The organism is Paraburkholderia ferrariae NBRC 106233, from assembly GCF_000685035.1.
Classification (GTDB): domain Bacteria; phylum Pseudomonadota; class Gammaproteobacteria; order Burkholderiales; family Burkholderiaceae; genus Paraburkholderia; species Paraburkholderia ferrariae.
On record NZ_BAYB01000007.1, the window covers coordinates 323,506 to 349,789 of the forward strand.

At 66.7% G+C, this 26,284-nt stretch carries 27 protein-coding genes; 14 read left to right on the forward strand and 13 right to left on the reverse strand.

Annotated features, from left to right (window positions below):
- Position 1 precedes the first annotated feature (1 nt).
- From BFE01S_RS08375 to BFE01S_RS08385, 3 genes are read left to right on the forward strand one after another with little or no spacing between them, the layout of a single operon-like run.
- Positions 2–517, forward strand: coding sequence for a CMD domain protein (locus tag BFE01S_RS08375; protein ID WP_028225091.1), 516 nt, complete (start codon positions 2–4; stop codon positions 515–517).
- On the forward strand, positions 514–1,113 hold the full coding sequence (locus tag BFE01S_RS08380) for a peroxidase-related enzyme (protein WP_028225092.1): 600 nt from the start codon (positions 514–516) through the stop codon (positions 1,111–1,113). The genes BFE01S_RS08375 and BFE01S_RS08380 overlap by 4 nt, the downstream gene beginning before the upstream one ends.
- A 46-nt stretch (positions 1,114–1,159) precedes the next feature.
- A complete protein-coding gene (locus tag BFE01S_RS08385) occupies positions 1,160–2,464 on the forward strand; it encodes an MFS transporter (RefSeq protein ID WP_028225093.1) in 1,305 nt (434 codons plus the stop codon).
- Between the two features lie 28 nt (positions 2,465–2,492).
- On the opposite strand, the gene cydC is transcribed toward BFE01S_RS08385, so the two are convergent.
- A complete protein-coding gene (gene cydC / locus BFE01S_RS08390) occupies positions 2,493–6,032 on the reverse strand; it encodes a thiol reductant ABC exporter subunit CydC (protein WP_028225094.1) in 3,540 nt (1,179 codons plus the stop codon).
- A gap of 127 nt (positions 6,033–6,159) precedes the next feature.
- Here cydC and BFE01S_RS37935 point away from each other — a divergent pair, with 127 nt between their 5' ends.
- The 3 genes from BFE01S_RS37935 to BFE01S_RS08405 all read left to right on the forward strand — a co-directional run bounded on the left by BFE01S_RS37935 (position 6,160) and on the right by BFE01S_RS08405 (position 8,746).
- Entirely contained in the window at positions 6,160–7,110 is a 951-nt protein-coding gene (locus tag BFE01S_RS37935) for a LysR family transcriptional regulator (RefSeq protein WP_042337342.1), read from the forward strand.
- A gap of 125 nt (positions 7,111–7,235) precedes the next feature.
- Complete coding sequence (locus BFE01S_RS08400) at positions 7,236–7,805, forward strand: isochorismatase family protein (RefSeq protein WP_028225095.1); 570 nt, start codon at positions 7,236–7,238, stop codon at positions 7,803–7,805.
- Entirely contained in the window at positions 7,802–8,746 is a 945-nt protein-coding gene (locus BFE01S_RS08405) for a GlxA family transcriptional regulator (RefSeq protein ID WP_028225096.1), read from the forward strand. The genes BFE01S_RS08400 and BFE01S_RS08405 overlap by 4 nt, the downstream gene beginning before the upstream one ends.
- Positions 8,747–8,776: 30 nt before the next feature.
- On the opposite strand, the gene BFE01S_RS08410 is transcribed toward BFE01S_RS08405, so the two are convergent.
- Entirely contained in the window at positions 8,777–9,001 is a 225-nt protein-coding gene (locus BFE01S_RS08410) for a hypothetical protein (protein ID WP_156966947.1), read from the reverse strand.
- A 351-nt stretch (positions 9,002–9,352) separates the two neighbouring features.
- A complete protein-coding gene (locus BFE01S_RS37940) occupies positions 9,353–9,955 on the reverse strand; it encodes a hypothetical protein (RefSeq protein WP_245621065.1) in 603 nt (200 codons plus the stop codon).
- A gap of 118 nt (positions 9,956–10,073) precedes the next feature.
- Between BFE01S_RS37940 and BFE01S_RS44105 the strand changes: the two genes are divergently transcribed.
- Positions 10,074–10,256 carry a hypothetical protein gene (locus BFE01S_RS44105; RefSeq protein ID WP_156966948.1) on the forward strand — a complete coding sequence of 61 codons (183 nt, stop codon included), beginning with the start codon at positions 10,074–10,076 and terminating at the stop codon, positions 10,254–10,256.
- Positions 10,257–10,330: 74 nt separating this feature from the next.
- On the opposite strand, the gene BFE01S_RS42885 is transcribed toward BFE01S_RS44105, so the two are convergent.
- Entirely contained in the window at positions 10,331–10,516 is a 186-nt protein-coding gene (locus BFE01S_RS42885; protein WP_084169648.1) for a hypothetical protein, read from the reverse strand.
- Positions 10,517–10,536: 20 nt separating this feature from the next.
- On the opposite strand from BFE01S_RS42885, the gene BFE01S_RS08425 reads away from it, so the two are divergent.
- The 5 genes from BFE01S_RS08425 to BFE01S_RS08445 are packed head-to-tail and all read left to right on the forward strand — an operon-like array spanning position 10,537 to position 14,685.
- Complete coding sequence (locus tag BFE01S_RS08425) at positions 10,537–11,319, forward strand: GntR family transcriptional regulator (protein ID WP_028225099.1); 783 nt, start codon at positions 10,537–10,539, stop codon at positions 11,317–11,319.
- Positions 11,316–13,073: a fumarate reductase/succinate dehydrogenase flavoprotein subunit gene (locus BFE01S_RS08430; protein ID WP_028225100.1), complete on the forward strand. Its 1,758-nt coding sequence runs from the start codon at positions 11,316–11,318 to the stop codon at positions 13,071–13,073. Before BFE01S_RS08425 ends, BFE01S_RS08430 begins: the two co-directional genes overlap by 4 nt.
- 21 nt (positions 13,074–13,094) lie before the next feature.
- Positions 13,095–13,340, forward strand: coding sequence for a 4Fe-4S dicluster domain-containing protein (locus BFE01S_RS08435; RefSeq protein WP_028225101.1), 246 nt, complete (start codon positions 13,095–13,097; stop codon positions 13,338–13,340).
- Between the two features lie 17 nt (positions 13,341–13,357).
- On the forward strand, positions 13,358–14,404 hold the full coding sequence (locus BFE01S_RS08440) for a HEAT repeat domain-containing protein (protein WP_028225102.1): 1,047 nt from the start codon (positions 13,358–13,360) through the stop codon (positions 14,402–14,404).
- Positions 14,401–14,685 (forward strand): DUF971 domain-containing protein, encoded by a 285-nt coding sequence (locus BFE01S_RS08445; protein WP_028225103.1) that lies wholly within the window; start codon positions 14,401–14,403, stop codon positions 14,683–14,685. The genes BFE01S_RS08440 and BFE01S_RS08445 overlap by 4 nt, the downstream gene beginning before the upstream one ends.
- Positions 14,686–14,741: 56 nt before the next feature.
- Here BFE01S_RS08445 and BFE01S_RS08450 read toward each other — a convergent pair whose 3' ends face one another.
- The 6 genes from BFE01S_RS08450 to BFE01S_RS08475 form a co-directional block, all read right to left on the reverse strand.
- Positions 14,742–16,781: a family 2A encapsulin nanocompartment cargo protein cysteine desulfurase gene (locus tag BFE01S_RS08450; RefSeq protein ID WP_028225104.1), complete on the reverse strand. Its 2,040-nt coding sequence runs from the start codon at positions 16,779–16,781 to the stop codon at positions 14,742–14,744.
- Positions 16,756–17,688 (reverse strand): family 2A encapsulin nanocompartment shell protein, encoded by a 933-nt coding sequence (locus BFE01S_RS08455; RefSeq protein WP_028225105.1) that lies wholly within the window; start codon positions 17,686–17,688, stop codon positions 16,756–16,758. Before BFE01S_RS08455 ends, BFE01S_RS08450 begins: the two co-directional genes overlap by 26 nt.
- 157 nt (positions 17,689–17,845) lie before the next feature.
- Positions 17,846–18,109 carry a helix-turn-helix domain-containing protein gene (locus BFE01S_RS08460; RefSeq protein WP_028225106.1) on the reverse strand — a complete coding sequence of 88 codons (264 nt, stop codon included), beginning with the start codon at positions 18,107–18,109 and terminating at the stop codon, positions 17,846–17,848.
- Positions 18,106–19,059 (reverse strand): serine O-acetyltransferase EpsC, encoded by a 954-nt coding sequence (epsC, locus tag BFE01S_RS37945; RefSeq protein ID WP_042337343.1) that lies wholly within the window; start codon positions 19,057–19,059, stop codon positions 18,106–18,108. Before epsC ends, BFE01S_RS08460 begins: the two co-directional genes overlap by 4 nt.
- A gap of 94 nt (positions 19,060–19,153) precedes the next feature.
- Positions 19,154–19,621, reverse strand: a complete 468-nt coding sequence (locus BFE01S_RS08470) for a rhodanese-like domain-containing protein (RefSeq protein ID WP_028225107.1) — start codon at positions 19,619–19,621, stop codon at positions 19,154–19,156.
- Between the two features lie 280 nt (positions 19,622–19,901).
- Entirely contained in the window at positions 19,902–20,918 is a 1,017-nt protein-coding gene (locus BFE01S_RS08475) for a sulfonate ABC transporter substrate-binding protein (protein ID WP_028225108.1), read from the reverse strand.
- 349 nt (positions 20,919–21,267) lie between these two features.
- Between BFE01S_RS08475 and BFE01S_RS08480 the strand changes: the two genes are divergently transcribed.
- On the forward strand, positions 21,268–22,107 hold the full coding sequence (locus tag BFE01S_RS08480) for a VOC family protein (RefSeq protein WP_028225109.1): 840 nt from the start codon (positions 21,268–21,270) through the stop codon (positions 22,105–22,107).
- 124 nt (positions 22,108–22,231) lie between these two features.
- On the opposite strand, the gene BFE01S_RS08490 is transcribed toward BFE01S_RS08480, so the two are convergent.
- The 3 genes from BFE01S_RS08490 to BFE01S_RS37950 form a co-directional block, all read right to left on the reverse strand.
- The gene (locus tag BFE01S_RS08490) at positions 22,232–22,759 is read right to left on the reverse strand and encodes a hypothetical protein (protein WP_028225110.1); all 528 of its coding nucleotides are present in this window, start codon (positions 22,757–22,759) and stop codon (positions 22,232–22,234) included.
- 255 nt (positions 22,760–23,014) lie between these two features.
- A complete protein-coding gene (locus BFE01S_RS08495; protein WP_028225111.1) occupies positions 23,015–23,209 on the reverse strand; it encodes a DUF6515 family protein in 195 nt (64 codons plus the stop codon).
- A 368-nt stretch (positions 23,210–23,577) separates the two neighbouring features.
- Positions 23,578–24,444 carry a DUF2092 domain-containing protein gene (locus BFE01S_RS37950; RefSeq protein WP_156966949.1) on the reverse strand — a complete coding sequence of 289 codons (867 nt, stop codon included), beginning with the start codon at positions 24,442–24,444 and terminating at the stop codon, positions 23,578–23,580.
- A gap of 394 nt (positions 24,445–24,838) precedes the next feature.
- Between BFE01S_RS37950 and BFE01S_RS08510 the strand changes: the two genes are divergently transcribed.
- Positions 24,839–26,275: an MFS transporter gene (locus BFE01S_RS08510; RefSeq protein ID WP_042337344.1), complete on the forward strand. Its 1,437-nt coding sequence runs from the start codon at positions 24,839–24,841 to the stop codon at positions 26,273–26,275.
- The last annotated feature ends 9 nt before the right edge of the window (positions 26,276–26,284 follow it).

A 26,284-nucleotide genomic window follows, 5' to 3' on the forward strand; every position in this document is an offset into this window, starting at 1 on the left:
CATGACCTACGATACCCACCACGACATCATTGACCGCGTTGCCGGCCTCGCGCCGGACTCGGCCACGCATGCCCTGCGCCATCAGCGCGCCAAGGTCGCGGAAGCGACCCAGGGCAGCTATGAGACGCTGTTCGACCCCGCGCGCGACGACATCACACTGGTCGAGAGGCTGCTCGTTGCGCTCTACGCGAGCCGTCTCACGCCCTCCCCGGCGCTCGCGGCCCACTACCGCGCGGAACTCGCCGCGCACGGTGTCGATGCGGCGGTGCTCGCCGCCGTCGAAACCGGGGCGCCCGAGGATCTTGCTGCACCGCGCCTGCGCGCGATCCTCGCGTTCACGCGCACGCTGATCGAAAATCCGGTGGCCGGCGACAAGGCCGCACTGCAGACGCTGCCCGCCGCCGGACTGACGACGCCCGCCGTCGTTGCGCTCGCCCAGTTGATTGCCTTTCTGTCGTACCAGACGCGCCTCGTTGCGGGTCTGCAAGCCCTCAAGCAACTGGAGCGCGCATCATGACCGACATCATCCGTTCGCACGGCTTCACGAACGAATCGCTGGAATGGGATGCGTGGCTCGACGTCGTCGATCTCGACGAGGCCACCGCCGCACAGATCGCCGTTCTCGAAGAGAGCCATCCCAAAGCGAAAGCATCGGACTACTATCTGTTTCTGGTTCACCAGCCAGAGATCCTGCGGCAGCGCTCCGCCGCGTTCAACGCGATCATGTACGCGCCCGGCGGACTGCCGCGCGCGGAACGGGAGCTTTCGACCACCGTCGTTTCGCGCATCAACGGCTGCGTGTATTGCGCGTCGGTGCATGCGCAGCGCTTCGAGCAACTCGCCAGGCGCAACGACGTCATCCGGCAGGTGTTCGCCGATCCGCGAAGTGCCGGCACGACGAAGCGCGAACAGGCGATTGCGCAGTTCTCGGCCGCGCTGACCGAATCGCCGAACGACATCCGGGCCGACCATCTGCTCGCCCTGCGCGAAGCCGGCCTGAGCGATGCCGAGATACTCGACCTGATCCACTCGATCGCGATCTTTGCGTGGGCGAACCGGCTGATGCTCAATCTCGGCGAACCCGTGTTTCCCGAGCCGCCGGCCGCCTCCTGACCGAACCATGACGGACAGCCTTTCAACCCATACCCGGGGATAGCCCATGGGCACTCAACCAGGCATCAAGCCCGTCATCGCGGCCGCCGTGCTGGCCAATGCGATGGAGTGGTTCGACTTCACCATCTTCGCAGCGATGACGCCGATCATCAGCAAGCTGTTCTTTCCGGCGACGCACGGCACAGCGGGCGCGGATCTGAACGCGATCCTGCTGACCACGGCGCTGTTCGGCGCGGGGTTCTTCATGCGCCCCGTGGGCGGCGTGCTGCTCGGCCTCTACGGCGACACCTACGGCCGCAAAGCGGCCATGACGCTCGGCATGGGCATCATGGCGCTGGCCGCCGCGATCATGACCTTCGCGCCCACCTACGCCACGGCGGGGCTCGCCGCGCCGCTCCTGATGCTCGTGGCCCGGCTGCTGCAGGGTTTTTCGATCGGCGGAGAATTCGGCACTTCGACGGCGTTCCTGATCGAACTGGCTCCGCCCAATCGTTCGGGCTTCTACGGTTCGTGGCAGATGAGCGGCCAGCTCATGTCGACGATGCTCGGCGCCGCGCTCGGCATGGTCGTCACGCAAGCGTTCACGCCCGAGCAGCAACTTGCGGGCGCCTGGCGCATTCCGTTCGCGGTGGGCTTGCTCATCGCACCGCTGACCGTTTATCTGCGCCGCCACGCGCGCGAAACCTATGCGCGCATCCATGCGGCGCCACGAACGCCGGGAGCGGAAGCGGCCGCCGTCAAGCGCGGCCTGTCCGACTACCTGATCGGCATGGGCATGGTCGTGGCGAGCACCGTGTCGTTCTACGTGACGTTCGGCTATACCGTCACTTACGCGAAGCAGGTGCTCAAGCTGCCCGTTTCGGAAAGCTTCATGGTGCAGATGATCGCCGCCGGCGTCATGCTGATCGTCACGCCGATCGCTGGCGCCCTCTCGGATCGCTACGACCGCAAGACCTTGCTGGTCGCCTCGCTGGGCGCCTACCTCGTGGCGATCTATCCGCTCTATGCGTGGGTGGTCGCCGCGCCGTCCGTTTCCCGCCTTCTGGTGACGCAGATCGTCATTGGCGTGCTGAGCGCGACGTTCCTCGGCGTCTATTGCACGACGCTTGCCGAGATGTTCCCCAAGCGTTCGCGCGCGACGTCGCTCGCCGTGGTCAACAATGTCGTTGTCCTGATCTTCGGCGGCTTTGCGCAAACCTTCGTGACCTGGCTCATCGCGCTCACGGGCTCGCCGCTCGCGCCGGTGCTCTATGTGATGATCGGGGTCGCGCTCAGCCTCGTGGCCGTCGTGGCGCTGAAGCCGGGGCACTTCCGGCAGCGCAGTGCGAACCCCGTGCAAAGCGCGGGGTAAGGCAGCGGTGCGTGAAATCGGCGGCGCATCATGCCGCAACCGCGCCCGCCTGATGCGCGACAAGCCGCGCATACGCCCCCTGCCGCCCCAGCAATTCGGCATGCGGGCCGGCCTCGACGATCCTGCCGTGCTCGACGACGAGGATCGTGTCCGCATTGCGGATGGTCGAGAGCCGGTGCGCGATGATGATCGACGTGCGCTGCGCCATGAGCGCTTCCAGCGCGTCGCGAATCTGCTGCTCGCTGATCGTGTCGAGATGGGACGTCGCTTCGTCGAGAATCAGAACGGGCGCATCTTTCAGGAACGCGCGGGCAATCGCCACCCGCTGGCGCTGGCCGCCCGATAGCTGCACGCCACGCTCGCCCACTCGCGTCGCAAGCCCATCCGGCAAGCGCGCCACGAACTCGCCGAGCGCCGCGCGTTCCAGGGCGCGCCGCACGTCTTCTTCGGAGGCGTCGCTCGCGGCCAGACGGATGTTGGCTTCGAGCGTGTCGTTGAATAGATAGGTATCCTGCGCAACCAGCGCGATGTGCTGACGCAGGTCGTCGAGCCGCAGCCGGCGCAGATCCACCCCGCCGAGCGTGATGCGCCCTTGCTGCGGGTCCCAGAAACGCAGCAGCAGGCTCGCCACCGTCGATTTGCCCGCGCCCGAGGCGCCGACCAGCGCGATCGTGCTGCCCGGCGGCACGTCGAAGCTCACGCGGTCGAGCGCAGGCACGCTGCGCCCGGGATAGGTGAAGCTCGCCTGCTCGAAACGCACCGCCGGATTCGCAGGCACCGGGAGCTCGCCATCGACGGCCGGCACCGGCTCCTTCTCGATTGCACGCAGGCGGCGCGTCGAGGCGATCGTGTCGGCGAGCTGCCGCGCCACCTGGGCGATTTCGCCGACCGGCATGAACGCCGCCACGGCCACCAGCACCAGCAACGGCAGCGTCTCGTGCGGGAACCAGCCGCGCGCACACAGCAGCGCGCCCACGCCCGCAACGGCGAGGCCGCCCAGCCCGCTCGCCGCTTCGAGCGCGGCGCCCTGCCAGGCCAGATCGTCGAGCAGCAGCGCGCGGCGCTGCCTGCAGGCCTCGATATCGGCGACGAAAGCCGCACGCCGCCGCGCGATGGCCTGAAACGCGGTCAATTCCGCAAGCCCCTGAATGGTCTCGGTCAGGTGCGCGCCGAGTTGCGCGAGCGCTTCGCGCGCCTCGCTGCCGAGCCGGTCGATGTCGCGTCGCGCCAGCACCGGCGCAAGTCCGGCCCACAGCAGGAACGGCAACAGCACCAGCGCAAGCGGCCATGCCACCGAGGCGAGCAGCACCAGCACGCCGGCCGGCACGAGCACTGCGACGAAAGCGGGCGCCAGCGTATGCGCGTAGAAGTACTCGACGGTCTCCACATCCTGCGTTGCGAGCGCAACCAGATCGCCCGATCGCCTGCGCAGGAGGCCCGCGGGTGCGAGACGCTCGAGCGTCGCGTACAGCGCAATGCGCATCTGCGCGAGCAACCGGTACGCCATGTCATGCGCGAGCCACGATTCGAGCCAGTGCAGCACGGCCGCCAACGGTGCAAGGCCGAGCAGCGCGACGAGCAGCGCAGCAAACGGACGCCCGGTCGAAACCGCGCCCACCACGAGCGCGCCGACTACGCCTACGCCGATGAAGCCGAGCACCCGGCCGATTCCGCACAGCACGGTGAGCACGACCTTGCCGCGCCACGGCAGCACGAAGTGCAGCAAGGTGTGCAGCGTCTCCACCCAGCCGATGGCCGCCGCATCGTCGTTCAGCGGCCTCACGGGAGGCCCGGACGAGGCACGGGCAGGGGTGCTCGCAGCGGCCGACGCGACTGCAGATTCGGCTGCGCTCTCGATCTGCGGCGCCATCAATTGCCGATACGGGCCGTCGCGCGCAATCAGTTGAGTGTGCGTGCCCTCGTCCACAATCCGGCCCTGGTCCAGCACCAGGATGCGATCGGCGCCAATCACGCTCGACAGGCGGTGCGCGAGGATCAGCGTCGTGCGGCCGCGCGTCAGCCGGTCGAGTGCCTGCTGGATGAGCGCTTCGTTTTCCGCATCCACCGACGAGAGCGCCTCGTCGAGCAGCAGGATCGGCGCATCGCGCAGCAGCGCGCGGGCAATCGCGATGCGCTGGCGCTGGCCGCCCGAAAGTGTGGCGCCGCGCTCGCCGATGCGGGTCGCGTATCCATCGGGCAGCGCCGAGATGAAGTCGTGCGCATTGGCGGCGCGCGCGGCCGCGATCATCTCCGCGTCGCTCGCGTCCGGGCGGCCGAGCCGCAGGTTGTCCGCGATGCTGCCGTCGAACAGCGTCGCCTCCTGCGAGACCACCGCGATCATCCCGCGCAACTGGTCCGAATCCAGCGTGCGCACGTCATGGCCGCCGACGCGGATCGCCCCGGCCTCCACGTCGTGCTGCCGCAGCAGCAGCCGCACGATCGTCGATTTCCCCGAGCCGCTCGGACCGACCACCGCGACCGTTTCGCCTTCGCGGATCGTGAAGCTCACCCCGGCGTGCGCACCGGTGCGCCGCCCCGGATAGGCAAAGCGCACGCCTTCGAACGCCACCTCCGGCCGCAGCGCCGCCACGCGCGGCGCACCAGGCGCGGGTGCGTCGCTGCGGGCATCGAGCAGCGCATGGATCGCCGCCGCCGCGGACTGGCCGATCATGCCCGCGTGCAGCACGGCGCGCAGGTCGCGCAGCGGCCGGAAGATCTCGCTACCCGCCATCAGCACGATCAGCAACGCCTCGAGACTCATCTCGCCGTGCTGCACGCGCCATGCCCCGACCGCAATGGCGGCGGCCGCGCCGAGCCCGGTGCCGAGGTCGGTGAAAAGGCGGGTCATGAGGCCGAGCGCAAGCACCCAGAAGGTGCTGCCGGAAAGCGCGCGCGCCCTGGCGGCCAGCTTCTCGCCGAACGCGGTGCTCTGCCCGAATGCCTTCAGCGTGGGCAGCCCCTGAACCGCGTCGAGAAACTCCTCGCCGAACGCCTTGAAAGCCGCCGAGCGCGCCAGCGCCGCGCGCCGGTCCGCCCGATGGACGAACTGCGGCAGCGCGAGCGTGACGAGCGCCGCCGCGAGCAGCACGGCCGCCGTCGGCACGTCCCACCAGGCCAGCACCGCGAAGATCATCACGGGTGCGCACGCCGCGATCGCGACTTGCGGCAGGTAGGCTCCGAAGAAAGTCTGCAACTGCTCGACACCGTCCACGACAGCCAGCATCACGCCGCCCGTGCGCTCGCCGCTGAACCATGCGGGACCGAGCGCGGCGATGCGGTCGAACAGCCGCGCGCGCAGCGCTGACTGGACCTGCCCCGCCGTGCGCTGCGCGAGCACCGTGCGGCAATGCTCGAGCCATGCGCGCAGCAGCACGCAAACGGCGGTGGCCGCGACGGCCAGGGCAATGCTGCGTGCCGGCGCGCCCTCGAACACCAGGGCCAGCACGCGGCCGAGAAAGACGAACCGCAAGATACCCACGCCCATCGCAACGAGTCCGAGCGCGACGGCCGCGCCGACGCGCCAGCGCAGTCCCGCCATCATTGCCCATAGCCGTGCGTCGAAATACATGAATGCCCTCCGGTCCGTTCGTCGTTTGTCGTTTGCGTTGCGGCTTGCGCGGTAGAGACTACCTGCGCGGGCACCGGCCGACAAAAGATGTTTCTTCAACGGGTGTTGAGCAATCTACAATACCTCCATGAACCACCTCCCTCCCCTGAACGCACTGCGCGCTTTCGAAGCCGCCGTCCGCCTTGGCGGGTTTGCGCGCGCGGCGGCGGAGCTCAACGTCTCGACGAGCGCGGTGAGCCATCAGATTCGCGCGCTCGAGACCCTGCTGGGGGCACGCCTGCTCGAACGCAGCACCGGCGTGGGCGGCATCCAGCTCACGCCCGCGGGGGCGCGTCTGCTGCCGGCGGTCAGCGACGCACTGTCGCGTCTTGGCGAAGCCTGTGCCGACATCCGGGGCACGGCGACGCGCTTGACAGTCTCTGCCAATGCGCCGTTTTCGTCGATGTGGCTCGCCCGCCGGCTCGCGGAGTTTTCGTCGCTGCATCCGGAAACGCCGTTGAATGCCATCGTGCTGGAAAACGAGCCCGATTTCGCGCGCAGCAGCGTGGATCTCGCCATCGTCCATGTGCCGCAGCGGCACCTGAAACCCCACGACGACGTGCTGCTCCAGGAAACGGTGTTTCCAGTTTGCAGTCCCGAGCTTTATCCAACTGCGTCGCGTGCCGTATGCCGCTCGCGGCTGCTGCAGGAAATGCACGAGAACAGCCCCGAAATCGACTGGCGCAACTGGGCGGAGGAATTCGGCCTGCCCGACGACTTCGAGACGAAAATCGTGCGCTACAGCAGCTTCAGCCAGGTGATCGGCGCGGCAGTCGGCGGCGCGGGCATCGCGCTGGGCCGTACGCCGCTCATCGATCCCGAACTGCGGAGCGGGCGCCTCGTGCCGCTCTTTTCCAACCGGTCGCGCCCGGCGTCGTGGCGCTTCGTCATTCGCCGCAATCCCTCCGTGCAGCATCATCTGCTCGAACCGCTGGTCGCTTATCTGCGCGAGGAGGCCAGCGTGCCTGCGTACATCATATCGGGCGCGGAGGCGCACCCGCGGGAGAAACGCGCCACGGAGGGGGCGGCACCCGGCTAGTCGCCGAATGACGGAAAGGAGCCGATCCGGTTGGCGGATTTTGTCCCCTTCCGGTCCCGAAACGCACTCGACCACGGGAAACCCGCTACCTATGATGAGTGCTCCATCCACTCAGGGGTTCCAGAATGTCCTCTTCCCATTCGGCGCTTATCGTCATCGATGTCCAGGAGTCTTTCAGGCACACGCCCGAGTGGTCTGAAGCCGACCTGCCGCCCTTCAGGGATGCCGTTCTGCGTCTCGAACACGCGGCCCGCGAGCAAGGCATTCCCGTCGTTCATCTCTTCCACGCCGGACAGAGCGAAGCCTTTCGCAAGGAATCCGGTTTCGTCCGTCCGCTGGACTGGCTGCCGGATTCGCCGGACGCGGTGTTCGAAAAGCATGCCCACAACGCGTTCACCGATACGGGACTCGATCTCTGGCTGCGGCGCCGGGGTATCGGCCACCTCGTCATCGCGGGCATTCGCACCGAGCAGTGCTGCGAGACCACGACGCGGGTGGCATCGGACATCGGCTATGCCGTGGACTACGTGACCGATGCAACGCTGACCTTCGCGATGACCCATGAAAAGAGCGGGCGCACCTATGCGCCCGAGGAGATCAAGGCGCATACCGAACTGGTGCTAGCGGGGCGGTTTGCACGCATCGCGTCCGTCGAGGACGTATTGGCGACATGGCAATCGCGGCGCGCCGCATGACCCGGAAAACGTCCGTGTGGTTCGTTTTGACACCACCGGTGTTGATGCTCGACTACGCCGGGCCTGCCGAGGTCCTGCGCCTTGCGGCAAGCTGCGGCGGCCCCTTCGAACTGCACCATTGCGCGCCGTCGCCGCGCGTCGCAACGTCGATCGGCACGAGCATCGACGGACTCGAACCGCTCCCGCCCGCGCTGCCTCCGGAGAGCCTCGTGATCGTGACGGGCCCCACGGAAATTGCCGCGCCGGGCGCGAGCCCGACTTTCGATGCGGTCACGCATTGGCTCAAAACCGTGCCGAAGGCCGGTACGCGGATCGCCAGCATTTGCGCCGGCGCGGTATTGCTGGCGCGCTCGGGGCGCCTCGCGGGCCGGCATTGCACCACGCATCACGGCCTGCTCGAACTGCTCAAGGTCACGGAACCCACCGCGCGCGTGCGCGACGACTGCCTGTTCGTGGACGATGGCGACATTCTGACCAGCGCGGGCATCACAGCGGGAATCGACCTCTCGCTGTATCTGGTCGAGCACTATGCGAACGCCAGGCTCGCGGCCGAGATCGCGCGCCGGCTGGTTGTCTATCACCGGCGTTCGGGGAGCGACACCCAGCTTTCCCCGTGGCTCGCCTATCGCAATCACATGCACCCCGCCGTGCACAGGGTCCAGGATGCCATTGCACAAGACCCCGCGCACGCCTGGACCATTGCGGAGCTGGCGCAGGTCGCGCACGTCAGCCAGCGGCACCTCAGCCGGCTTTTCGCCGAACACGCGGGCATTTCCATCCTGGGCTACCAGCAGCGCCTGCGCGTGGCGCGCGCTCAGCAGTTCCTGCAGCGTACCGATTTCACCGTCGAACGCGTGGCCGAGGAAGCCGGGTTCGCATCGGTCCGGGACTTCCGCCGGGTGTGGCGGCGCTACCATGAGACGCCGCCGCGGCAGATCTGATCGCAACCTGCGCCTGGTCGCGGCGCGGCGTCAGGCCGGACGCATACCCGCGACATGGTGGAGCCAGCCCGAAAGTTGCGAGCGAAACGAGCCGTCGCGGGCACCCGACACCTCTCGCTCGCCGCAGGCCAGCACGACAGCAATCACGATCACCGCGACGAGGGTGCCGCGCGACGGCCGGGCGCCCTCGCCGTCGCGTATCCCCCATGCGGTGTCCCGCACGCGGCTGCGTCGAATCAATGAATCGCCTTTCATGCATGCCCCCGATCGCTCGAACGACGAACCCCGTTAGCCCGATTCCGTTCCGGCGCATTGTCGTGCCGCAACGGACGCGCCGGAAACGAATTTGTTGTCATATGCAAAGCGCTGCCGCGAAAGAGCGCAACGTCGTGCCCCGTTCGCCGCGCGAGAGGGACGGGGAGACTGCTGCAACGCCAAAGAGAACCGGAGACATCTCACCGCAAGCCGGCGGCTGTGGCCCACAAAGCAAGCGGATATGAGGGTCGGCGGAAAAACGACAGGAAGGAGTGCGACCCGATCGCAGGTCGCACTAGTGGCACAGGTCGCACAGAGGATTCGGGCACCGCGCTATCGCGCGGGTGCCGCTCAACTATCCGGCGGCCGCGCGGGCACCTTCTGCCAGCCGCCAGGGCAGCTTCGCACGTACGGATAGTAGCCTTGCGGCGTGTTGCAGTAGTACCAGTAGGCCAGTTGCGGCGGCGCGTTGCCCGGGGCGTACATATCGACGTTGCCGGCATCGGTCTGGCCCTGCTCGATGTACTGGGCAGGCTGCGACAAGTCGGCGGACACGTACGGGTAATAGACGCTGGCGTAGTAAGGCGGCAGATAGTACGGATAGTACGGGTAGCCGTAGACGAATCCTGGACCGAAGTAGAAACCGATGCCCACGGAGCCGTACCCGCCATACCAGCCGTGGTAGTAGCCGCCGCGATACCACCCGTAATACCCGCCGTGGTAATAGCCGCCGTGATAGTACCCGCCGTGGTACCAGCCGCCGCCGTGGTAACCGCCGTTCCAGTTGCCGTTGCTCCAGCCGCTGCTGTGGTTCACGCTGGCATAGCCACCGCCGTATCCACCGCCATACCCGCCACCGCCATGAAACCAGCCTCCCCGGCCCGCGACGGCCGTCGTGCTGGCGCACAACGCCATCGCTACGAGCGCCAGGCGCCACGGTTTATGCGTTCTCATGATGCTCACCTCGATCGCTCCTCTGCCGCCATGCTCAAGATCGTTGCCGGCGCCATTGCGAGCCTGTGCAGCGAAAGCCGGGGACGCGCTTTCGGCCCCTTCAAGGAAATTCTAGTTCATGGAACGGATTTCACCGGATGCCGCACTGCGGAAAATGGCGAAGCGCGAAACCGGCATGGCGGGCGGCAAGGGGACAGTCAACAGCCACCGAGCAGTTGAGGCAGCCAGGCCGCTGGCGCGGCCACAGGAGGTGGCAAAGGGCCGCGGCAAACCCCGCTGCCCCATGGAGAAAGCCGATTGAAAGAGCGTTTCAGCGCATCAGAGCCCCAGATCCGCCCCGCCCGGGCCGCCGGCCGGCACCGCGGACGCGGCGGCCTAGGGCGACTCGTGCACGCCCGATTCGACCAGATCGCCGTATTCGCCGGTGGCCGCGTTGTAGCCGAAATTACCCCAGCCCTCGGGCAGCTTCGCCACGCGCTCCCCGCTGTCCCGTTCGCGGAAGATCGTTAGCAGAATTGCTTCGTTGGCCGCCCAAACGAGTCTGTCTAGACTGGGCCCCATCTTGTCATAACAAGCCGATCATGCCGGTCTCCAATCTCATCGCACTCTCTCCGCAGCCGCTCTACGTGCAGATCAAGGAAGCACTGCGCTCGCGCATTCTCGACGGCAGCTACGCGCCGCACAGCCAGATGCCTTCCGAACACGATCTGTGCACGATGTTCGGCGTAAGCCGCATCACCGTGCGCCAGGCGCTGGGCGATCTGCAGAAGGAAGGACTCCTTTTCAAGCTGCACGGCAAGGGCACTTTCGTTTCCAAACCGAAAGCTTTCCAGAACGTGACCTCGCTGCAGGGTTTCGCGGAAGCCATGTCGTCGATGGGCTACGAAATCGCCAACCAGTTGCGTCAGTTCCGCATGGTCAAGGCCAACCGCCATATCGCCAACAAGCTCAACGTACCCGAAGGCGCGAGCGTGGCCGAGATCCATCGCGTGCGCCTGCTCAACCGCGAGCCGGTCTCGCTCGAAATCACCTGGGTATCCGAAGCGCTGGGCAAGCGCCTCGCCAACGCGGATCTGGCCACGCGCGACATCTTCCTGATCCTCGAAAACGACTGCGGCGTGCCGCTCGGCCACGCCGATGTTTCGATCGACGCGATCCTGGCCGACGACGACATCGTCGATGCGCTGCGCGTGGAAGAAGGCAGTCCGGTGCTGCGCATCGAACGCACGACGCACGATGCGCGCGGCACGCCGGTCGATTACGAATATCTTTACTTCCGCGGCGACGCATTCCAGTACCGCCTGCGCGTGGACCGCGCGAAGGCGCGCTCGCGTGGCCGCACACAACCGGGGAGCGCCCGATGAATCTCGAAGTACTCGACTACGACATCGTGGTGGTGGGCGGCGGCACGGCCGGCCCGATGGCCGCGATCAAGGCCAAAGAACGCAATCCCGCGCTGAACGTCCTGCTGCTGGAGAAAGCCAACGTCAAGCGCAGCGGCGCGATCTCGATGGGCATGGACGGGTTGAACAACGCCGTGATTCCGGGCCACGCCACGCCCGAGCAGTACACGCGCGAGATTACGGTGGCCAACGACGGCATCGTCGATCAGGAGGCGATCCACGCGTATGCGAGTCATAGCTACACGACCATCGAGCAACTCGACCGCTGGGGCGTGAAGTTCGAGAAGGACGGCAATGGCGACTACGCCGTGAAGAAGGTCCATCACATGGGCGCCTACGTGCTGCCCATGCCCGAAGGCCACGACATCAAGAAGATTCTCTACCGGCAGCTCAAACGCGCGCGCATCAGCATCACCCATCGCGTGGTCACCACGCGCCTGCTCACCGACGCGCAGGGCGCCGTGTGCGGCGTGCTCGGCTTCGATTGCCGCACGGCGCAGTTCGTGGTGGTGCGAGCCAAGGCCGTAATTCTGTGCTGCGGCGCGGCCGGCCGGCTGGGCTTGCCCGCCTCGGGCTACCTGATGGGCACCTACGAGAACCCCACGAACGCCGGCGACGGCTACGCGATGGCGTATCATGCGGGCGCGGCGCTCGCCAATCTGGAGTGCTTCCAGATCAATCCACTCATTAAGGACTACAACGGACCCGCGTGTGCCTACGTAACAGGACCGCTCGGCGGCTATACGGCGAACGGCAAGGGCGAGCGCTTCATCGAATGCGATTACTGGAGCGGCCAGATGATGTGGGAGTTCTACCGCGAGCTGCAAAGCGGCAACGGCCCCGTCTTCCTCAAGCTCGATCACCTCGCCGAGGAAACGATCCAGACCATCGAAGAGATTCTGCACACGAACGAGCGCCCCAGCCGCGGACGCTTTCATGCAGGACGCGGCACCGATTACCGGACGCGCATGGTCGAGATGCATATTTCCGAAATCGGCTTCTGCAGCGGCCATAGCGCCTCGGGCGTCTATGTGGATGCGCGCGCGCAGACCACGGTTCCGGGGCTCTACGCGGCGGGCGACATGGCGGCCGTACCGCACAACTACATGCTGGGCGCGTTCACCTACGGCTGGTTCGCGGGTCAGAACGCGGCCGACTACGTGGCGAACCGCGAGCATGCGCCGCTCGATCAGGCGCAGATCCAGGCCGAGCGCGCGCGCATTTACGCACCGCTCGAACGCGAGCATGGCCTCGCGCCCGCCCAGGTCGAATACAAGCTGCGCCGCATGGTGAACGACTATCTTCAGCCGCCCAAGGTCACGCGCAAGATGGAGATTGGTCTGGAGCGGTTCGAAGCCATTGCGGAAGATATCGGCAACATCAAGGCGAGCAATCCGCACGAACTCATGCGCGCGGCGGAGGTGCGCCACATCCGCGATTGCGCGGAAATGGCGGCGCGCGCCTCGCTCTTTCGCACGGAAAGCCGCTGGGGCCTCTATCACCATCGCGTGGACTACCCCGAGCGCGACGACGCCGGGTGGTTCTGCCACACGCATCTGCGCAAGGACGCGCAGGGCCGCATGACAAGCGAAAAGCGCCCGGTCGAACCCTATGTCGTGCCGGTTTCCGGCAACGAAATGGGCGCCTATGCCCGCATGCGCATCCGCCGCGAGAGCGCTGACGAGAGCGCACCGGCGCACGAAGCGACGTACTGAGGCCACACGAAGGAAACCATCATGTCCTTTACCCCCCACGAAATATTCCAGCGCAGCAGCGCGCCGGTCACCATCGACGAAGAGCGCTGCATCGCCGACAAGGGCTGCACCGTCTGCGTGGACGTCTGCCCGCTCGACCTGCTGGCCATCGACACGTCGAAGGGCAAAGCCTATATGCAGTTCGACGAATGCTGGTACTGCATGCCCTGCGAACGCGACTGCCCCACGGGCGCGGTCAAGGTCGAAATCCCTTACCTGCTTCGATAGCGCGGGGGCTGCCTGCCATGACCGATATTTCCGCTTCGTCGCCTCGGGCCATTGCCGATTCGGCCGGCGACCGGCTCACTGATTTGCCCGCCGACTTGGCCGCCGATTTTCCCATCGAAGCGCAAAGCGCACTCGCTCGCCTCGCTTCCGACGACGCCACCGTACGCCGCATTGCCGTTATCGACCTGGGCGACCTGGAAGAGTCCGCGCTGCTGCCCGTGCTGATCGCCGCGCTAGGCCACGATCCGGCCGGCGAAGTGCGCCGCGAAGCCGCTGCGGTGCTGGCTGCATGGGAGCAGAACAGCGTCGTGGAGGCACACTGTTTCGCACTGCTTGACGCTGACAAGTCCGTACGCGAAGCCGCAGCCGAAGCGCTTTCGCAACTCAAGGACACGGCTTGTGCACCGGTGTTGCGGCAGTGGGCGGCGCGCCCCGAGCCGTTCGTGCGCCGTGCGGTTCTGCGCGGGCTGCGCGAATTGCGCGACACGGCCGCGCTCGAGCCCGCCCTGCTGGCGCTGGCCGACGCCGATGCCGAGGTGCGCCTGGAAGCCGTTGCCGTGCTCGGCTGGCTCAAGGAAGACCGCGCGCTCGCCCCGCTTGCCGCGCTGGCCGCAGACGACCCGCATACGGGCGTACGCCGCGCGGCGACTGGCGCGCTTGGTTTCGCCTCGCCCGACGATGCGCAGGTAGCCGCGGCGCTGCTCCGCGCGCTGAGCGATGCCGACTGGCAGGTGCGCGAAGAAGCCGCCACGACGCTCGGCAAGCTGCGCGTGACACAAGCGAGCGAGGCGCTGGCCGTCGCGCTCGCCGACGACTATTGGCAGGTGCGGCTGCGCGCCGCGCGTGCGCTTGGACGGATCGGCAACGCGGAGGCCGCCGGTGCGCTGATCGCACTGCTCGCGCATGCAATCAGCAATCTGCGCAAAGAGGCCGCCCTGGCGCTGGGCGAACTCGGATCGTCCGATGCGATCGCTCCGCTGCAGTCTGCTCTCGAAGACCGCGACCCGGAAGTGCGCAAAGCCGTGCGCATCGCGCTGCAGCAGCTGGGACAGGACACAGCGTGAACATTCCCGTCGAGATTCGGAACGCGCCGGGTCAACTGACGCTCGTCTGGCCCGACGGCAAGACCCAGCGTCTCGCTCATGCCGATCTGCGGCGTGCCTGCCCATGCGCGGGCTGCCGGCGCTTGCGCCTCTCCGGCGTCACCCTGGACACGCCCGCAGACGTCGAAATCAGGTCGGTGGCCTCCATGGGCTACGGAGTACAACTGCTCTTCAGCGACGGCCACGATCGCGGCATCTTTCCCTGGGCGTGGTTCGAAGCCTTCTCCGCGCCACACGCGTAAAAAAACGACCGGCCAGGCCTTGCGGCCACCGGTCGCCTTCATACTGCCACGACTGCTCAGCTACGCCCTGCCGCGAGCCGCCGGACGATTGCCACCAGCGCATCCACTTCGTCGCAGGTGTTGTAGAACGCCAGCGACGGACGCACCGTTGCCTCCAGCCCGAAACGGCGCAGGACAGGCTGGGCGCAGTGGTGACCGGAACGCACGGCAATGCCCTCTTCGCTCAGCGCGCGTCCCACTTCCTCGGTCTGATAGCCGCGCAATACGAACGACAGCACGCTTGCCTTATCGTCTGCAGTCCCGATGATGCGCACGCCCGGCACCGGCGCGAGCACGCTCGTCGCGTAGGCGAGCAGATCGTGCTCGTAGCGCGCGATGTTCTCGATACCGATGCGCTTCACGTAGTCGAGCGCGGCGCCGAGTCCCACCGCGTCGGCAATGTTGCCCGTCCCCGCCTCGAAACGCGCGGGCGGCGGCTGGAACAGCGTGCGCTCGAAGGTGACGTCGGCAATCATGTTGCCGCCGCCCTGCCAGGGCGGCATCGTCTCCAGCACGGCGCGCTTGCCATACACCACGCCGATGCCCGTCGGCCCGTAGATCTTGTGGCCCGAGAAGACGAAGAAGTCGGCGTCGAGCGCCTGCACGTCCACACGCATGTGCGAGATCGACTGCGCGCCGTCCACGAGTGCCTTCGCGCCCACGGCATGCGCCATCTGCACGATCTGTGCGACCGGCACGACCGTGCCGAGCGCATTCGAGACCTGCGTGACCGCCGCGATTTTCGTGCGCGCGTTGAAGAGCTTGCGGCATTCGTCGAGGCGAACCTGCCCGGATTCATCGACGGGAATCACGCGCAGTATCGCGCCCTTGCGTGCCGCGAGCTGCTGCCACGGCACGATGTTGGCATGGTGCTCCAGATGCGAGACGACGATCTCGTCGCCCTCGCCCACGTTCGCCTCGCCCCACGACTTCGCGATCAGGTTGATCGCTTCCGTCGTGCCGCGTACGAACACGATTTCCTCGGGCGAGGCCGCACCGATGAAGCGCTGCACGGTCTCGCGCGCATGCTCGTAGGCATCCGTCGCCCGGCCCGCGAGCGTGTGCGCCGCGCGATGGATGTTCGAGTTCTCGTGTTCGTAGAAGTACGCGAGACGCTCGATCACCGCGCGCGGCTTGTGCGTCGTTGCCGCATTGTCGAGCCATATGAGCGGCTTGCCATTGACGCGTTCCGAGAGGATCGGAAAGTCGCTGCGCACGGCGTTCACGTCGAACGGCGCGCGCACCGGGGAGAACGGCGCTTCACGCGTGTGCTCGCGCGGGTGCGCTGCGGCACGTGCCTCTTCCAGCACGTAATGCGTAGCGGCCGGGGTGCGCTTGCCCTGCGGCTCGTCCGCGCCCGGGCGCTGCAACGGCAGCAGATCGCGCAGGTCCTCTTCGGCAGGCAGGCCAAACGCGCGCGGGTCCACAACCGTTGCGGGCGCAACGTACGGCGAACCCGCATGCGCCAGAGCCGGCGAGGTCGTGCGCTGTGCTTCGTCCAGATAATAGAACTGGCCCGCGGGGCCTGCCGGTATGGTTGTGGCACTCCCCAGATCGTTGGCTTGCGGCACGCCCAGCGCGGCACCGCCTACGCGCGGTTCGAGCGCAGGCAGGACCGATACGGCCTGATCCGGCAAGCCATTCTGTGCGGCCGCGTGCGGCGCCAGCGCGGGCGCGCGGTTGCCGAGCGAAAGCACGTGCGTGGGCGCGCCCGGCAGCAGGTTAATGCCCGGCGGATTCGCTCCGGGCACGTAGCCCTGCGGCAGCGAAAGGCCCGGCACGCCGGTGCCCGTGCCGCCGGGACCGGCGAGCGGCGAACCCGGCGGCGCCGGATTGCCCGCAGAGGCGAGAACCGGCGCGGCGGTGGGCAGCGCCGAAGGCACGCCGCCCACTGCTCCGCTGCCGGCGGAAATGGCAGGCGCGCCCGCGCCGCCGGGCGGCGCGCTGAAGAACTCGTTGGCAAGCCGCGCGAGCTGCGCGGCATCGGGCAGACCGGCCGGCAACGGCGGCGCGGCGGCCGCGCCAGGAAGATTACCGGTAGGTGTCTGCATAGTCATGGTACTTGCCGATTTCCACGTCATCGAGGACCGCGAGCGCGTCCGGCGAATGGACGGCAAGCGAGCAATACAGCGAGATCAGATACGACGCGATCGCCTGATTGTTGATACCCATGAAGCGCACCGACAGCCCCGGGCCCTGCTCGCCCGCCACACCCGGCTGGTAGAGTCCCACCACGCCCTGGCGCTTGTCGCCCACGCGCAGCAGCAGGATCTTGGTCTTGCCGTCCGCAACCGGCACCTTGTCCGAGGGAATCAGCGGAATGCCGCGCCACGTGATGAACTGCGAACCGTAGAGGCTCACCGTGGGCGGGGGCACGCCACGGCGCGTGCATTCGCGCCCGAACGCGGCAATGGCGAGCGGGTGCGTGAGGAAGAACGCCGGCTCTTTCCAGACCTTGGTGAGCAGTTCGTCGAGATCGTCGGGCGTGGGCGCGCCCGTGAGCGGGAAAATGCGCTGATCTTCCTCGACGTTGGCGAGCAGGCCGTAATCGGGATTGTTGATGAGCTGGCTTTCCTGCAGTTCCTTGATCGTCTCGATCGTGAGGCGCAGTTGTTCCTTGATCTGATCGTGCGGGCTGCTGTACAGGTCCGAAATACGCGTGTGCACGTCGAGCACGGTGCTGACCGCGTTCAGGAAATACTCGCGCGGCTGCTCTTCGTAGGGCACGAAAGTGGTGGGCAAGGTCGCCTCGTCCTCGCGCGCCGTGCAGGTCGCGCGTACTGCTTCGGGGTCCTTAACGCGATTGAGACGATAGATGCCCGCTTCGACGGGCACCCACTGCAGCAGATGCGTGAGCCAGCGCGGCGTGATCGTGGAAAGCTGCGGGACGGTCTTGGTGGCGTTCGCCAACTGACGCGCGGCGTTGTCGCCGAGGGCCGTCTGGCTGCTCAAATTCGTGGACATGGATGGAGGGCTCCGGTTGCTTAGAACAAATACAGCATTGCTTATGACGAGAAGTGATTATCGGAATCCGTCCTGGTTGCCTCAACCGGCTATAGGCATCAAAGAACGTGCCGCCGGCGGCCCTGGCGGACGCACGCGGGACAAGCAGCGCAAAAGATCAGGAATGAGCCGGCGCCGGGCGGTACGCGAGCGCGCCGGCCGGCACCGCGATGGCGGCGCCCAGCAGGTCGTCCAGGCTCACGCCGAATGCACGCGCGAGTTTTTCGACCGTGACGATGGAGGCAATGACGGTGGCACGCTCGATCTCGCCCACGTAGGTGCGGTTGAGGCCCGCATGCTCCGCGAGCCGCTCCTGCGACCAGCCGTGCGACTCCCGCAACCGGCGCACGTTGGCGCCGAAGTCCCGCACGATCGCACTCATGGCGGCACGCTCGCTGCGGTGTCGGCGAACGCCCGGGCCGTGTGCGGCGTGCGCGTGTCGTGGCGCGAGATCGCCTGGGTGACATGCGCGCCAGCCGGCACGCTTTCGGTCAGCCACACGTTGCCGCCGATCACGGCACCGCGCCCGAGCGTCACGCGCCCGAGTATGGTGGCGCCCGCGTAGATGACCACGTCGTCTTCGACGATCGGATGGCGCGGGAGCCCCTTTTCGAGCTTGCCGGCCGCGTCGCGCGGAAAGCGCTTCGCGCCGAGCGTCACCGCCTGATAGACGCGCACGCGATTGCCGATCACGGCGGTTTCGCCGATTACGACCCCCGTGCCGTGGTCGATGAAGAATGCGGCGCCAATCTGCGCGCCGGGATGAATGTCGATGCCGGTGGCCGCGTGCGCAAGCTCCGAAATGATCCGCGCGAGCAGCGGCAGCCCGAGGCGATAGAGTTCGTGGCCCAGCCGATGATGGATCATCGCCAGCACGCCGGGGTAGCAAAGCAGCACTTCGTCCACGCTGCCGGCCGCCGGGTCGCCGTCGAAGGCGGCCAGCACATCGCTATCGAGCAGCGAGCGGATGGCCGGCAGGCGCCGCGCGAAGTCGTGCACCGCCGCGGCGGCGCGCTCGTCGATCTCGCGCGGCTCCGGCTCCGCGCGGCGCGCCTTGTAGCGCAGCTCCAGCCGGGCCTGCGCGAGCAAGGCATGCAAAGCGGCATCGAGCGCGTGACCTACGTAAAAATTTTCGCTCTCCTGACGAAGATCCGGTGGCCCGAGCCGCATGGGAAAGAGCACCCCTTTGAGCGTTTCGACGATCGAAGCCAGCGCTTCCCGCGCCGGCAGATCGCGACCGCCCGGCTCGAGCGAGCGGCGCTGCACCTCGCGCCACTGCTGGCGCACCGTCTGCAGCGCATCGACGATTTCCGTTACCTGAAATACCGTCACGCCAAGGCACTCCTTGTGTTGTTCTGGCGCGGTCAGGCCGCGCCGTCCGGTCCCGCAGTTAGTCCCGCAGTTAGTCCCGCAGTCAGTCTTGAAGTCAGTCCTGGCTCCACGGCAAGCCGCGAAAGCGCCAGCCGTTCTGCGCCCCGCGCTGCCCGGCTTCGTTGAGCTCGCCTTCGAAGCCCTCGCTCACGTTGAAGACATGCGTGAAGCCCGCCTTCGTCGCGGCTTCCGCGGCCTGTGCCGAGCGGTTGCCGCTGCGGCACAGCAGCACCAGCACGGCGTCCTTGCCGGTCTTCGCTTCCAGTTCGCGCACGAAGCGCGGGTTGCGCGTGAAGCTCGTCCCGGTCGCCCAGGCCACGTGCAGCGTGTCGGGCACGTGGCCCACGAAGCGGCGTTCCTCCGCGGTGCGCACGTCCACCAGCACAGCCTCGCCGGCCTGGTGGAGCGCCCACGCCTGCTGCGGGCTCACGCTGCCCGCGTAGGGCACACCTGCTGTCTGCGCGGCTTCGTGCGCCGCTTCGAGATCCGCATGAAGCGGCTTTTCCAGTATTTCGACTGCCATAAGCGCCTCCTTGTGTGCAGGACGGGCGCCTCCTTGTTGTGCGCTGCCGTCCGTTGCCGTCCGCCGACGTTCAGGGATGTCTGTTGATGTCTATAGACGGCACGATTGCACTATGCGATTGGCGCAGCGGCAGACCAACCAATTAAAACTGCTATGCAAATGAGCGAGGCACTGCGAAGAAAAGGAACGAATGCGGTGAAATAATATGAGGATTGAGCGGCGGGACGTTCTTTCTGCTCTGGCCCGAACCGGGCGGCGCGTGGGAGCGCCGCCCCTGGCCTCACGCGGTTTGCCAGCGTGCGTCGGTCACGACCAGCTTCTTCGGAATCAGCTTGATGTCGTAAAGCGTGTCGGCAATCTGCTGCTGATAGGCAAAGCGGTCGGCATCCACGGGCAGCACGCCGTAGCCCATGCGGCCCAGCGCGAGTTCGAGCGTGCCCGTATCGAGCCCGGTCAGCGGCGCGAGCTGTGCGGCCACGGCCGGCACGTTGTGCTCGGCCCAGCCATCGAGCTGCTGCAGTTCGCCGAGGACGGCATGCACCACGTCGGCATGGTCGGTCGCGAACGCGCGGCGCGCGACGTAATATTCGACGTTGCGCACGATCCCTTCGCCGTTCGTGAGCACGCGTGCACCGAGCTGGCGCTCGGCCGCGGCCAGGTACGGGTCCCAGATCGACCAGGCATCGACGCTGCCGTTGGCGAACGCGGCGCGCGCATCGGCAGGCACCAGATACGCGGGCTGGATCTCGTTGTAGGCCACCTTGCCGTGCTCCAGCGCCTTGACGAGCAGGTAGTTCGCATTCGAGCCCCGCGTGACGGCCACCTTCTTGCCGCGCAGATCGGCAATCGAGCGCACCGGCGAATCCTTGGGCACGATCAGCGCCTCGCCGCGCGGCGCGTCCGGTTCCGCGGCGATATACACGAAGTCCACTCCACCGGCCTGCGCGAACACCGGCGGCGTTTCGCCCACCACGCCGATATCCACGGCGCCCGCATTCACGCCTTCGAGCAATTGCGGACCTGCCGGGAATTCGAGCCATTGCACCGAAAAGCCCAGCGGGGCGAGACGCTTTTCGAGCGTGCCACGCGCCTTGAGAACGATGAAATTGCCATACTTCTGGTATCCGATGCGCAGCACCTTGCCGTTTTGCGCCTGCGCAGCGCGGCTTGCGCCCAGCACCGCGCCAACGGCGCCGAGTCCGCGCAACGCAGTGCCGGCGCCCAGACCCGCGGCGATCTTGAGGAGTGAGCGGCGGCCGTCGCGCACGCCGTTGGGCTTCGATTCGGAGTGAGACATAGAGCTGATGTCCTGACAAGTTGCGAAAGCACTGCGCCTGCGGGACTGTGACTGCGATAACGCCCGCTTCGGCGCCTGAGTGAGTGCGCATCATGCGCAATGGCTCAGGCCCCGTCAAAGAATCGTTTCTGCTATCTATCGCGGCACGGGGCATATGGGGCATGCCGCGTGCGCAAAGGGGCAACCGCGCATCGCGCATCCCACGCGCATCGCACTCGCACATGCGCGCCAATGCGGCTATAACAATAGGCAAAACACTGGGTTCGCGGCCGCGCGAGCCGTCCCTGGAATGGTCAGCACCGTCGCCCCCTCATCGGGAGCCGGTCGATTTCAACGGAGGAATGTCTGCATGTCCCTGTCCATCGATCACGTCGTCATCCGCGTGCGGCAACTCGACGAAGCCATTGCGAACTTCAGCGAACTCGGCTTCACCGTCCAACGCGGCGGCACGCACGCGGACGGCGCGACCCATAACGCGCTGATCGGCTTCGCAGACGGCAGCTACTTCGAGCTCATTGCCTTCCTGCGCGAAGCTCGCGAACACAAATGGTGGGACAAGGACGCGCGCGTGGGAGACGGCTTCGTCGATTTCGCGCTGCTGCCTTCGTCGGTGGGCAAGGTCGTGGAAACCGCCGTGGCGCGCGGCTTGAGCTACGAAGGGCCGATTCCCGGCGGGCGCACGCGTCCGGACGGCACGCGCATCGAATGGCAGCTTGGCCTGCCGCCCTCGAAGGATCTGCCGTTTCTCTGCGGGGATCTCACGCCGCGCTTTCTGCGGGTGGCCGAGGGCGACGTGCGGCATCATGCGAACGGCGCCAAAGGCGTGGCCACCGTGACGGTTGCCGTGAACGATCTGGACACGAGCGTGCGCCGTTATCGCGCCCTCCTCGGCACCGCGTTCGACGTGCACGTCGCCTCACTGGCCGGCCAGGATGTGAGCCTGGCTACTTTTACGCTCGGCAGCACCACGATCACGCTGCTCGCACCTCGCCCGCTTGCAGGCGCGCAGGCCGAGGCACCGGAGCATGCTGCTGTCCCAGGCTCGCTGGTGGCCGATCTGCGTGCCGCACTGCGTACCCGCGGCGAAGGCGTGGTCGGCGTTTCGCTGGCGACCGCGCATGCGGCCAACGCCCGCTCTCTTCCGCTCGGCCTCACGCATCGGGCCCCGCTCGAACTCGTGCGGCAGTAGGCACGCGTCGCCGGCACGCGCCGCATCGAGGGCGTGAAGAGCATCAACCTCGTCGTGCGCAACGGCCAGTGGGCGCTCTTCGACAGCACGCAGACCGTGGCGTCGAAGCAATAGACCGCTTCGTTTAGCCGACGGTTCGCAACCGTGCGATCACGCGCTCCAGCGCTTCAACGGGGGGTACGGCCTGCTCGAGCTGATCGACCGTGCACCACGGATACGGCAGACTGTGCGCCCACGTCAGCATGGGTGCCGCAATCGCACGGTCGAGCACGCGCATTTCCTCGATCGTGATAGTGAGGGCGGTAATCCGCCCTTCGGCGCTGCGCCACTCATATCGGCCGTAGCCGAGCCGCGCGGCGCCGCTCTCTTTTTCCGTCATGCATACGAGCCAGTTGCAGTCGTGAACAGGCGAGCCCGGCTGGGGCTCGCTCAAGCAGAACGTGTACACGTTCTCATAGCGTTGGGCGAACTGGCTCACCATGATGGCCGTAATAGCCTCACACCCGGCGATATGCGGAGGAAACACGATATCCGGCGTTGCGACCTGCGTGGTGAGTTGCGCATCCGGTGCGAACGCCGCTTCCATCAAATGCGGGCGGTTGCCGTCCTTGGCAAAAATATACGTTTCAATACACCGCTTCAGATTGGACATGGCAATCGGCGGGCGAAGAGAAACGTCAAGTATGGCACGGTGCGCACGCGATTTGCATGCCAATCATGCATGAATCGATCAGGATTGCGAAATGGATTGAGGCAGCAATACCAGCGTCTGTTCGAACTGCACGACAGGCCAATGCGGGAAGGAAGCGCGATCTGGCGCAAGGGGCGCCAGACTACGCCGGGTGCCGCGTCTTCTGAGTTCCGCCGGCCTCAGGGGCTTGCCCCAAGGCCGGCTTCGCGTCACCCGCTATTGAGGCGGCGCCACCACCACATACTGCACCTGCGTGCCGACGTATTGCGGCTGATACCACGTCGCGCCGCATTGCTCGTAGGCCACACCGCCAACGACAACAGTACCGCACGATGGCGGCAGCGTCGCGACAATGGAGCCGACCACGGCTGCGGTCACGCCGACCATCACGGCGGCGGCAACCGGATCCACATACCACCCGCCACCCCACCAGCCGGGCGGTGGCGGAGGCGGCCCGGGAGGATGCGGCCCAGGGCCTGGTCCCGGCCCGGTCCCTGAGGGCGGCCCGGGCGGGTGCGGTCCAGGCCCGGGTCCGGGGCCAGGCCCTGGTCCCGGCGGATGAGGTGCCGGTCCGGGTCCCGGCCTTGGACTCGGCCCCGGCCCAGGCGGACGAGGCCCCGGCGGCGGCCCGCCATGAAACCCGCCGCCGCCAAAATTCCCGCCCATCGGGTGAACGCTGGTGCGCGCCATGCCCCTGAACGCCAGCGCCGCCGGCGAAGCGAATGCCAGCGACACGACCAGCCCGGCCGCAATGGCCCGTTGCGTGCGTTTCGGGTTCATCAATCGGCCTCCTCGTAGGGAGGCTTCTCGGCCGGCTTCATCTCGATGGCTTTCGCGCCCGCCTGCGGATGGAACGCAAAGGTCGAAGCGGGGAACGCCACGCCCAGCTTCCAGTGATAGGTCACGTCATGACGCGGACGCGTAGGCTGGGTCGTATCGGTAATGATCATGCGGCACGGCAGCGGCCTGCGGCCCTGCTCGATCCAGAGTTCCCAGTCGAGGCCCGGCTGCCGATACGCGTAATGCGTGCACCAGCGCGCCCCTATCTTCTCCACCCCGAGCGTCTGCGCGGACGTGAGCGCAAGAGTGTCGTTCTTGCCGTAGCCCCAGTAGAACAGGTCGGCGAGCGGTAGTTCGATGTGCCAGGTATTCGCCAGTTCACGGGTGAGGTCATCCAGCGCAGGCGGCGCATCGTTGCGCGAGTAATAGCCCTTTTTCCGGTTGAAGATCGTGAAGTGACGGCCGTCGTACACGATGCCGCGCACGTTGCCATTGCCTGTGATTTCCCCGCGCAGGCGGTCCGGGCGCCTTACCTTGAGCTCCGTATGACGCACCAGCGCGGCATTCTGGCCGTTGTCGAGCACGACATCGGTGGACGTGTCCGCGTCCACCTCAAAGGTGCGCAATGTCCGCAGATAGGACGCCATGCTGTCGAGCGCGGCGCTCGCCTGGGGATCGACGGCGGATGCCGGGGCCTGCGATGCCGCAGCCGCGTCGCTGGCTGCGCCTTCGAGATCGGCGAGCGGCGACGGCACGTTCGACTGCGCCTGCTCGTTTCCGGCGCCTTCGGGGTGCGCGCAGCCGGCAAGCACGATAGCCGCGGATAAAGCGGCGGCGAGCGTAACAGGGAAGATTCTTCTTTTCACATCTTCTCCTTGGAAGATACCCTCGGACCGTGCGAAGTGTGCGACCGGCACGAGGCCGCGGCGAGACACCCTCGCGAGCCCGGGAGCAACCGGGGTCAGCGTGGCGCGCGGTGAAGCCACGGCACGCCGTGCACCGATGAGATTACCAGCCCGTTTCGCACGCTGTCCCGGAGATGCGCGCCCTATCGATCGTGCGCCGCAAAGCGCCACACCCGGGCGCGGATAGCAAGGCGCCACAGGCCGGACAGCCTCGCTCGGTACAAACCCCTGGCGTGTGCCGTGTCGCTCTACGTTATCATCAACTCATATTTTTAGAACATCGTTCTGCCAAATAGAACGATCGAAAACCCACCACACCATCGCTACACCATCACTACGCAGTTCAGGAGGAGCCATGTCCAGCCTGCCGGCCGACGCGACACAGGAGTCGCCCCGTGACGATGCCGCCGCGGCGACAGCCGCCGCATTGATCAACGCCCGCATCGACCGGTTGCCCGCTACGCGCACGGTCTGGGTGCTCGTCCTGCTTCTCGCCACAGGCGGCTGGTTCGAGTTCTACGATCTGTTCTTCACGGCCTACGTGGGCCCGGGCCTCGTGAAAAGCGGCCTCTACTCCACCACTACGGCTTCGTTCTTCGGCTTCTCGGGGCTCGGCGCCTTCGTCGCGGCCTCGTTCGCGGGTCTCTTCATCGGCACGTTCTTTCTCACGCGCCTTGCCGACCGCTACGGGCGCCGGACGATGTTCACGGCGTCGCTTCTCTGGTATTCGGCCGCCACCTTCATCATGGCGCTCCAGACCAGTGCGGGCGCAATCAATCTCTGGCGCCTGATTGCCGGCATCGGCGTGGGTATCGAGCTGGTGACCATCGACACCTATGTAAGCGAGATCGTGCCCAAGCACATGCGCGGGCGTGCCTTCGCGTTCGTGCATCTCGTGCAGTACTCGGCCGTGCCCGTGGTCGCGCTGCTGGCCTGGTGGTTCGTGCCGCGCGCGCCGCTCGGTTTCGACGGCTGGCGCTGGGTCGTGATGTTCGGTGCGGCAGGCGCGCTGATCGCATGGGCGATTCGCCGCCAGGTGCCGGAAAGCGTGCGCTGGCTCGCGCAGCGCGGCCAGCTCGAACGCGCCACGCGCGTGCTCGCGAAACTCGAAGCCAAGGTCGAAAAGCAGTCGGGCCGGCCGCTGCCGCCCGCCGTCGTGACCAACGCGCCGCAATGGTCGGAAAAGGCGCGCTTTGCCGAGATCTGGGAGCCGCCCTATCGCAAGCGCACCATCACGCTGCTCGTGTTCAACCTGTTCCAGTCGATCGGCTTCTACGGCTTTGCTTCGTGGGTGCCCACGCTGCTCGTCTCCAAGGGCGTGACGGTCACGCACAGCCTGCTCTATTCGTTCGTGATTGCCGCGTCGAATCCGTTCGGCCCGCTGATCGGCATGGCCATTGCCGACCGGATCGAGCGCAAGACGCTCATCGTGCTCTCGGCGCTCGCCATTGGCGTGTTCGGCTCGCTGTTCGCCATGCAAACGTCGGCTTCCATGCTGATGATATTAGGGGTGCTGATTACGCTCGGCGGCACGCTGCTTTCGGTCGGCTACCACGCCTACCAGGTCGAACTGTTCCCCACGCGCATGCGCGCTACCGCGGTTGGCTTCGTCTATTCGATGTCGCGCCTTTCCGCGATGTTCTCGGGTTTCATGATCGCGTTCGCGCTGCGCCACTTCGGCGTGCCCGGCGTGTTCGCGCTGATCAGCGGCGCGATGGTCATGGTGATCGGCGCCATCGGTTTGTTCGGCCCGCGCACCAATAACCGCCCGCTCGACGAAATTTCTCACTGATCGACTGTT

Coding starts and splice junctions, on each gene's coding strand:
- BFE01S_RS08375 (WP_028225091.1), top strand. CDS start 2: ATGACCTACGATACCCACCACGACATCATTGACCGCGTTGCCGGCCTC.
- BFE01S_RS08380 (WP_028225092.1), top strand. CDS start 514: ATGACCGACATCATCCGTTCGCACGGCTTCACGAACGAATCGCTGGAA.
- BFE01S_RS08385 (WP_028225093.1), top strand. CDS start 1,160: ATGGGCACTCAACCAGGCATCAAGCCCGTCATCGCGGCCGCCGTGCTG.
- cydC (WP_028225094.1), bottom strand. CDS start 6,032: ATGTATTTCGACGCACGGCTATGGGCAATGATGGCGGGACTGCGCTGG.
- BFE01S_RS37935 (WP_042337342.1), top strand. CDS start 6,160: ATGAACCACCTCCCTCCCCTGAACGCACTGCGCGCTTTCGAAGCCGCC.
- BFE01S_RS08400 (WP_028225095.1), top strand. CDS start 7,236: ATGTCCTCTTCCCATTCGGCGCTTATCGTCATCGATGTCCAGGAGTCT.
- BFE01S_RS08405 (WP_028225096.1), top strand. CDS start 7,802: ATGACCCGGAAAACGTCCGTGTGGTTCGTTTTGACACCACCGGTGTTG.
- BFE01S_RS08410 (WP_156966947.1), bottom strand. CDS start 9,001: ATGAAAGGCGATTCATTGATTCGACGCAGCCGCGTGCGGGACACCGCA.
- BFE01S_RS37940 (WP_245621065.1), bottom strand. CDS start 9,955: ATGAGAACGCATAAACCGTGGCGCCTGGCGCTCGTAGCGATGGCGTTG.
- BFE01S_RS44105 (WP_156966948.1), top strand. CDS start 10,074: ATGGAACGGATTTCACCGGATGCCGCACTGCGGAAAATGGCGAAGCGC.
- BFE01S_RS42885 (WP_084169648.1), bottom strand. CDS start 10,516: ATGGGGCCCAGTCTAGACAGACTCGTTTGGGCGGCCAACGAAGCAATT.
- BFE01S_RS08425 (WP_028225099.1), top strand. CDS start 10,537: ATGCCGGTCTCCAATCTCATCGCACTCTCTCCGCAGCCGCTCTACGTG.
- BFE01S_RS08430 (WP_028225100.1), top strand. CDS start 11,316: ATGAATCTCGAAGTACTCGACTACGACATCGTGGTGGTGGGCGGCGGC.
- BFE01S_RS08435 (WP_028225101.1), top strand. CDS start 13,095: ATGTCCTTTACCCCCCACGAAATATTCCAGCGCAGCAGCGCGCCGGTC.
- BFE01S_RS08440 (WP_028225102.1), top strand. CDS start 13,358: ATGACCGATATTTCCGCTTCGTCGCCTCGGGCCATTGCCGATTCGGCC.
- BFE01S_RS08450 (WP_028225104.1), bottom strand. CDS start 16,781: ATGACTATGCAGACACCTACCGGTAATCTTCCTGGCGCGGCCGCCGCG.
- BFE01S_RS08455 (WP_028225105.1), bottom strand. CDS start 17,688: ATGTCCACGAATTTGAGCAGCCAGACGGCCCTCGGCGACAACGCCGCG.
- BFE01S_RS08460 (WP_028225106.1), bottom strand. CDS start 18,109: ATGAGTGCGATCGTGCGGGACTTCGGCGCCAACGTGCGCCGGTTGCGG.
- BFE01S_RS08470 (WP_028225107.1), bottom strand. CDS start 19,621: ATGGCAGTCGAAATACTGGAAAAGCCGCTTCATGCGGATCTCGAAGCG.
- BFE01S_RS08475 (WP_028225108.1), bottom strand. CDS start 20,918: ATGTCTCACTCCGAATCGAAGCCCAACGGCGTGCGCGACGGCCGCCGC.
- BFE01S_RS08480 (WP_028225109.1), top strand. CDS start 21,268: ATGTCCCTGTCCATCGATCACGTCGTCATCCGCGTGCGGCAACTCGAC.
- BFE01S_RS08490 (WP_028225110.1), bottom strand. CDS start 22,759: ATGTCCAATCTGAAGCGGTGTATTGAAACGTATATTTTTGCCAAGGAC.
- BFE01S_RS08510 (WP_042337344.1), top strand. CDS start 24,839: ATGTCCAGCCTGCCGGCCGACGCGACACAGGAGTCGCCCCGTGACGAT.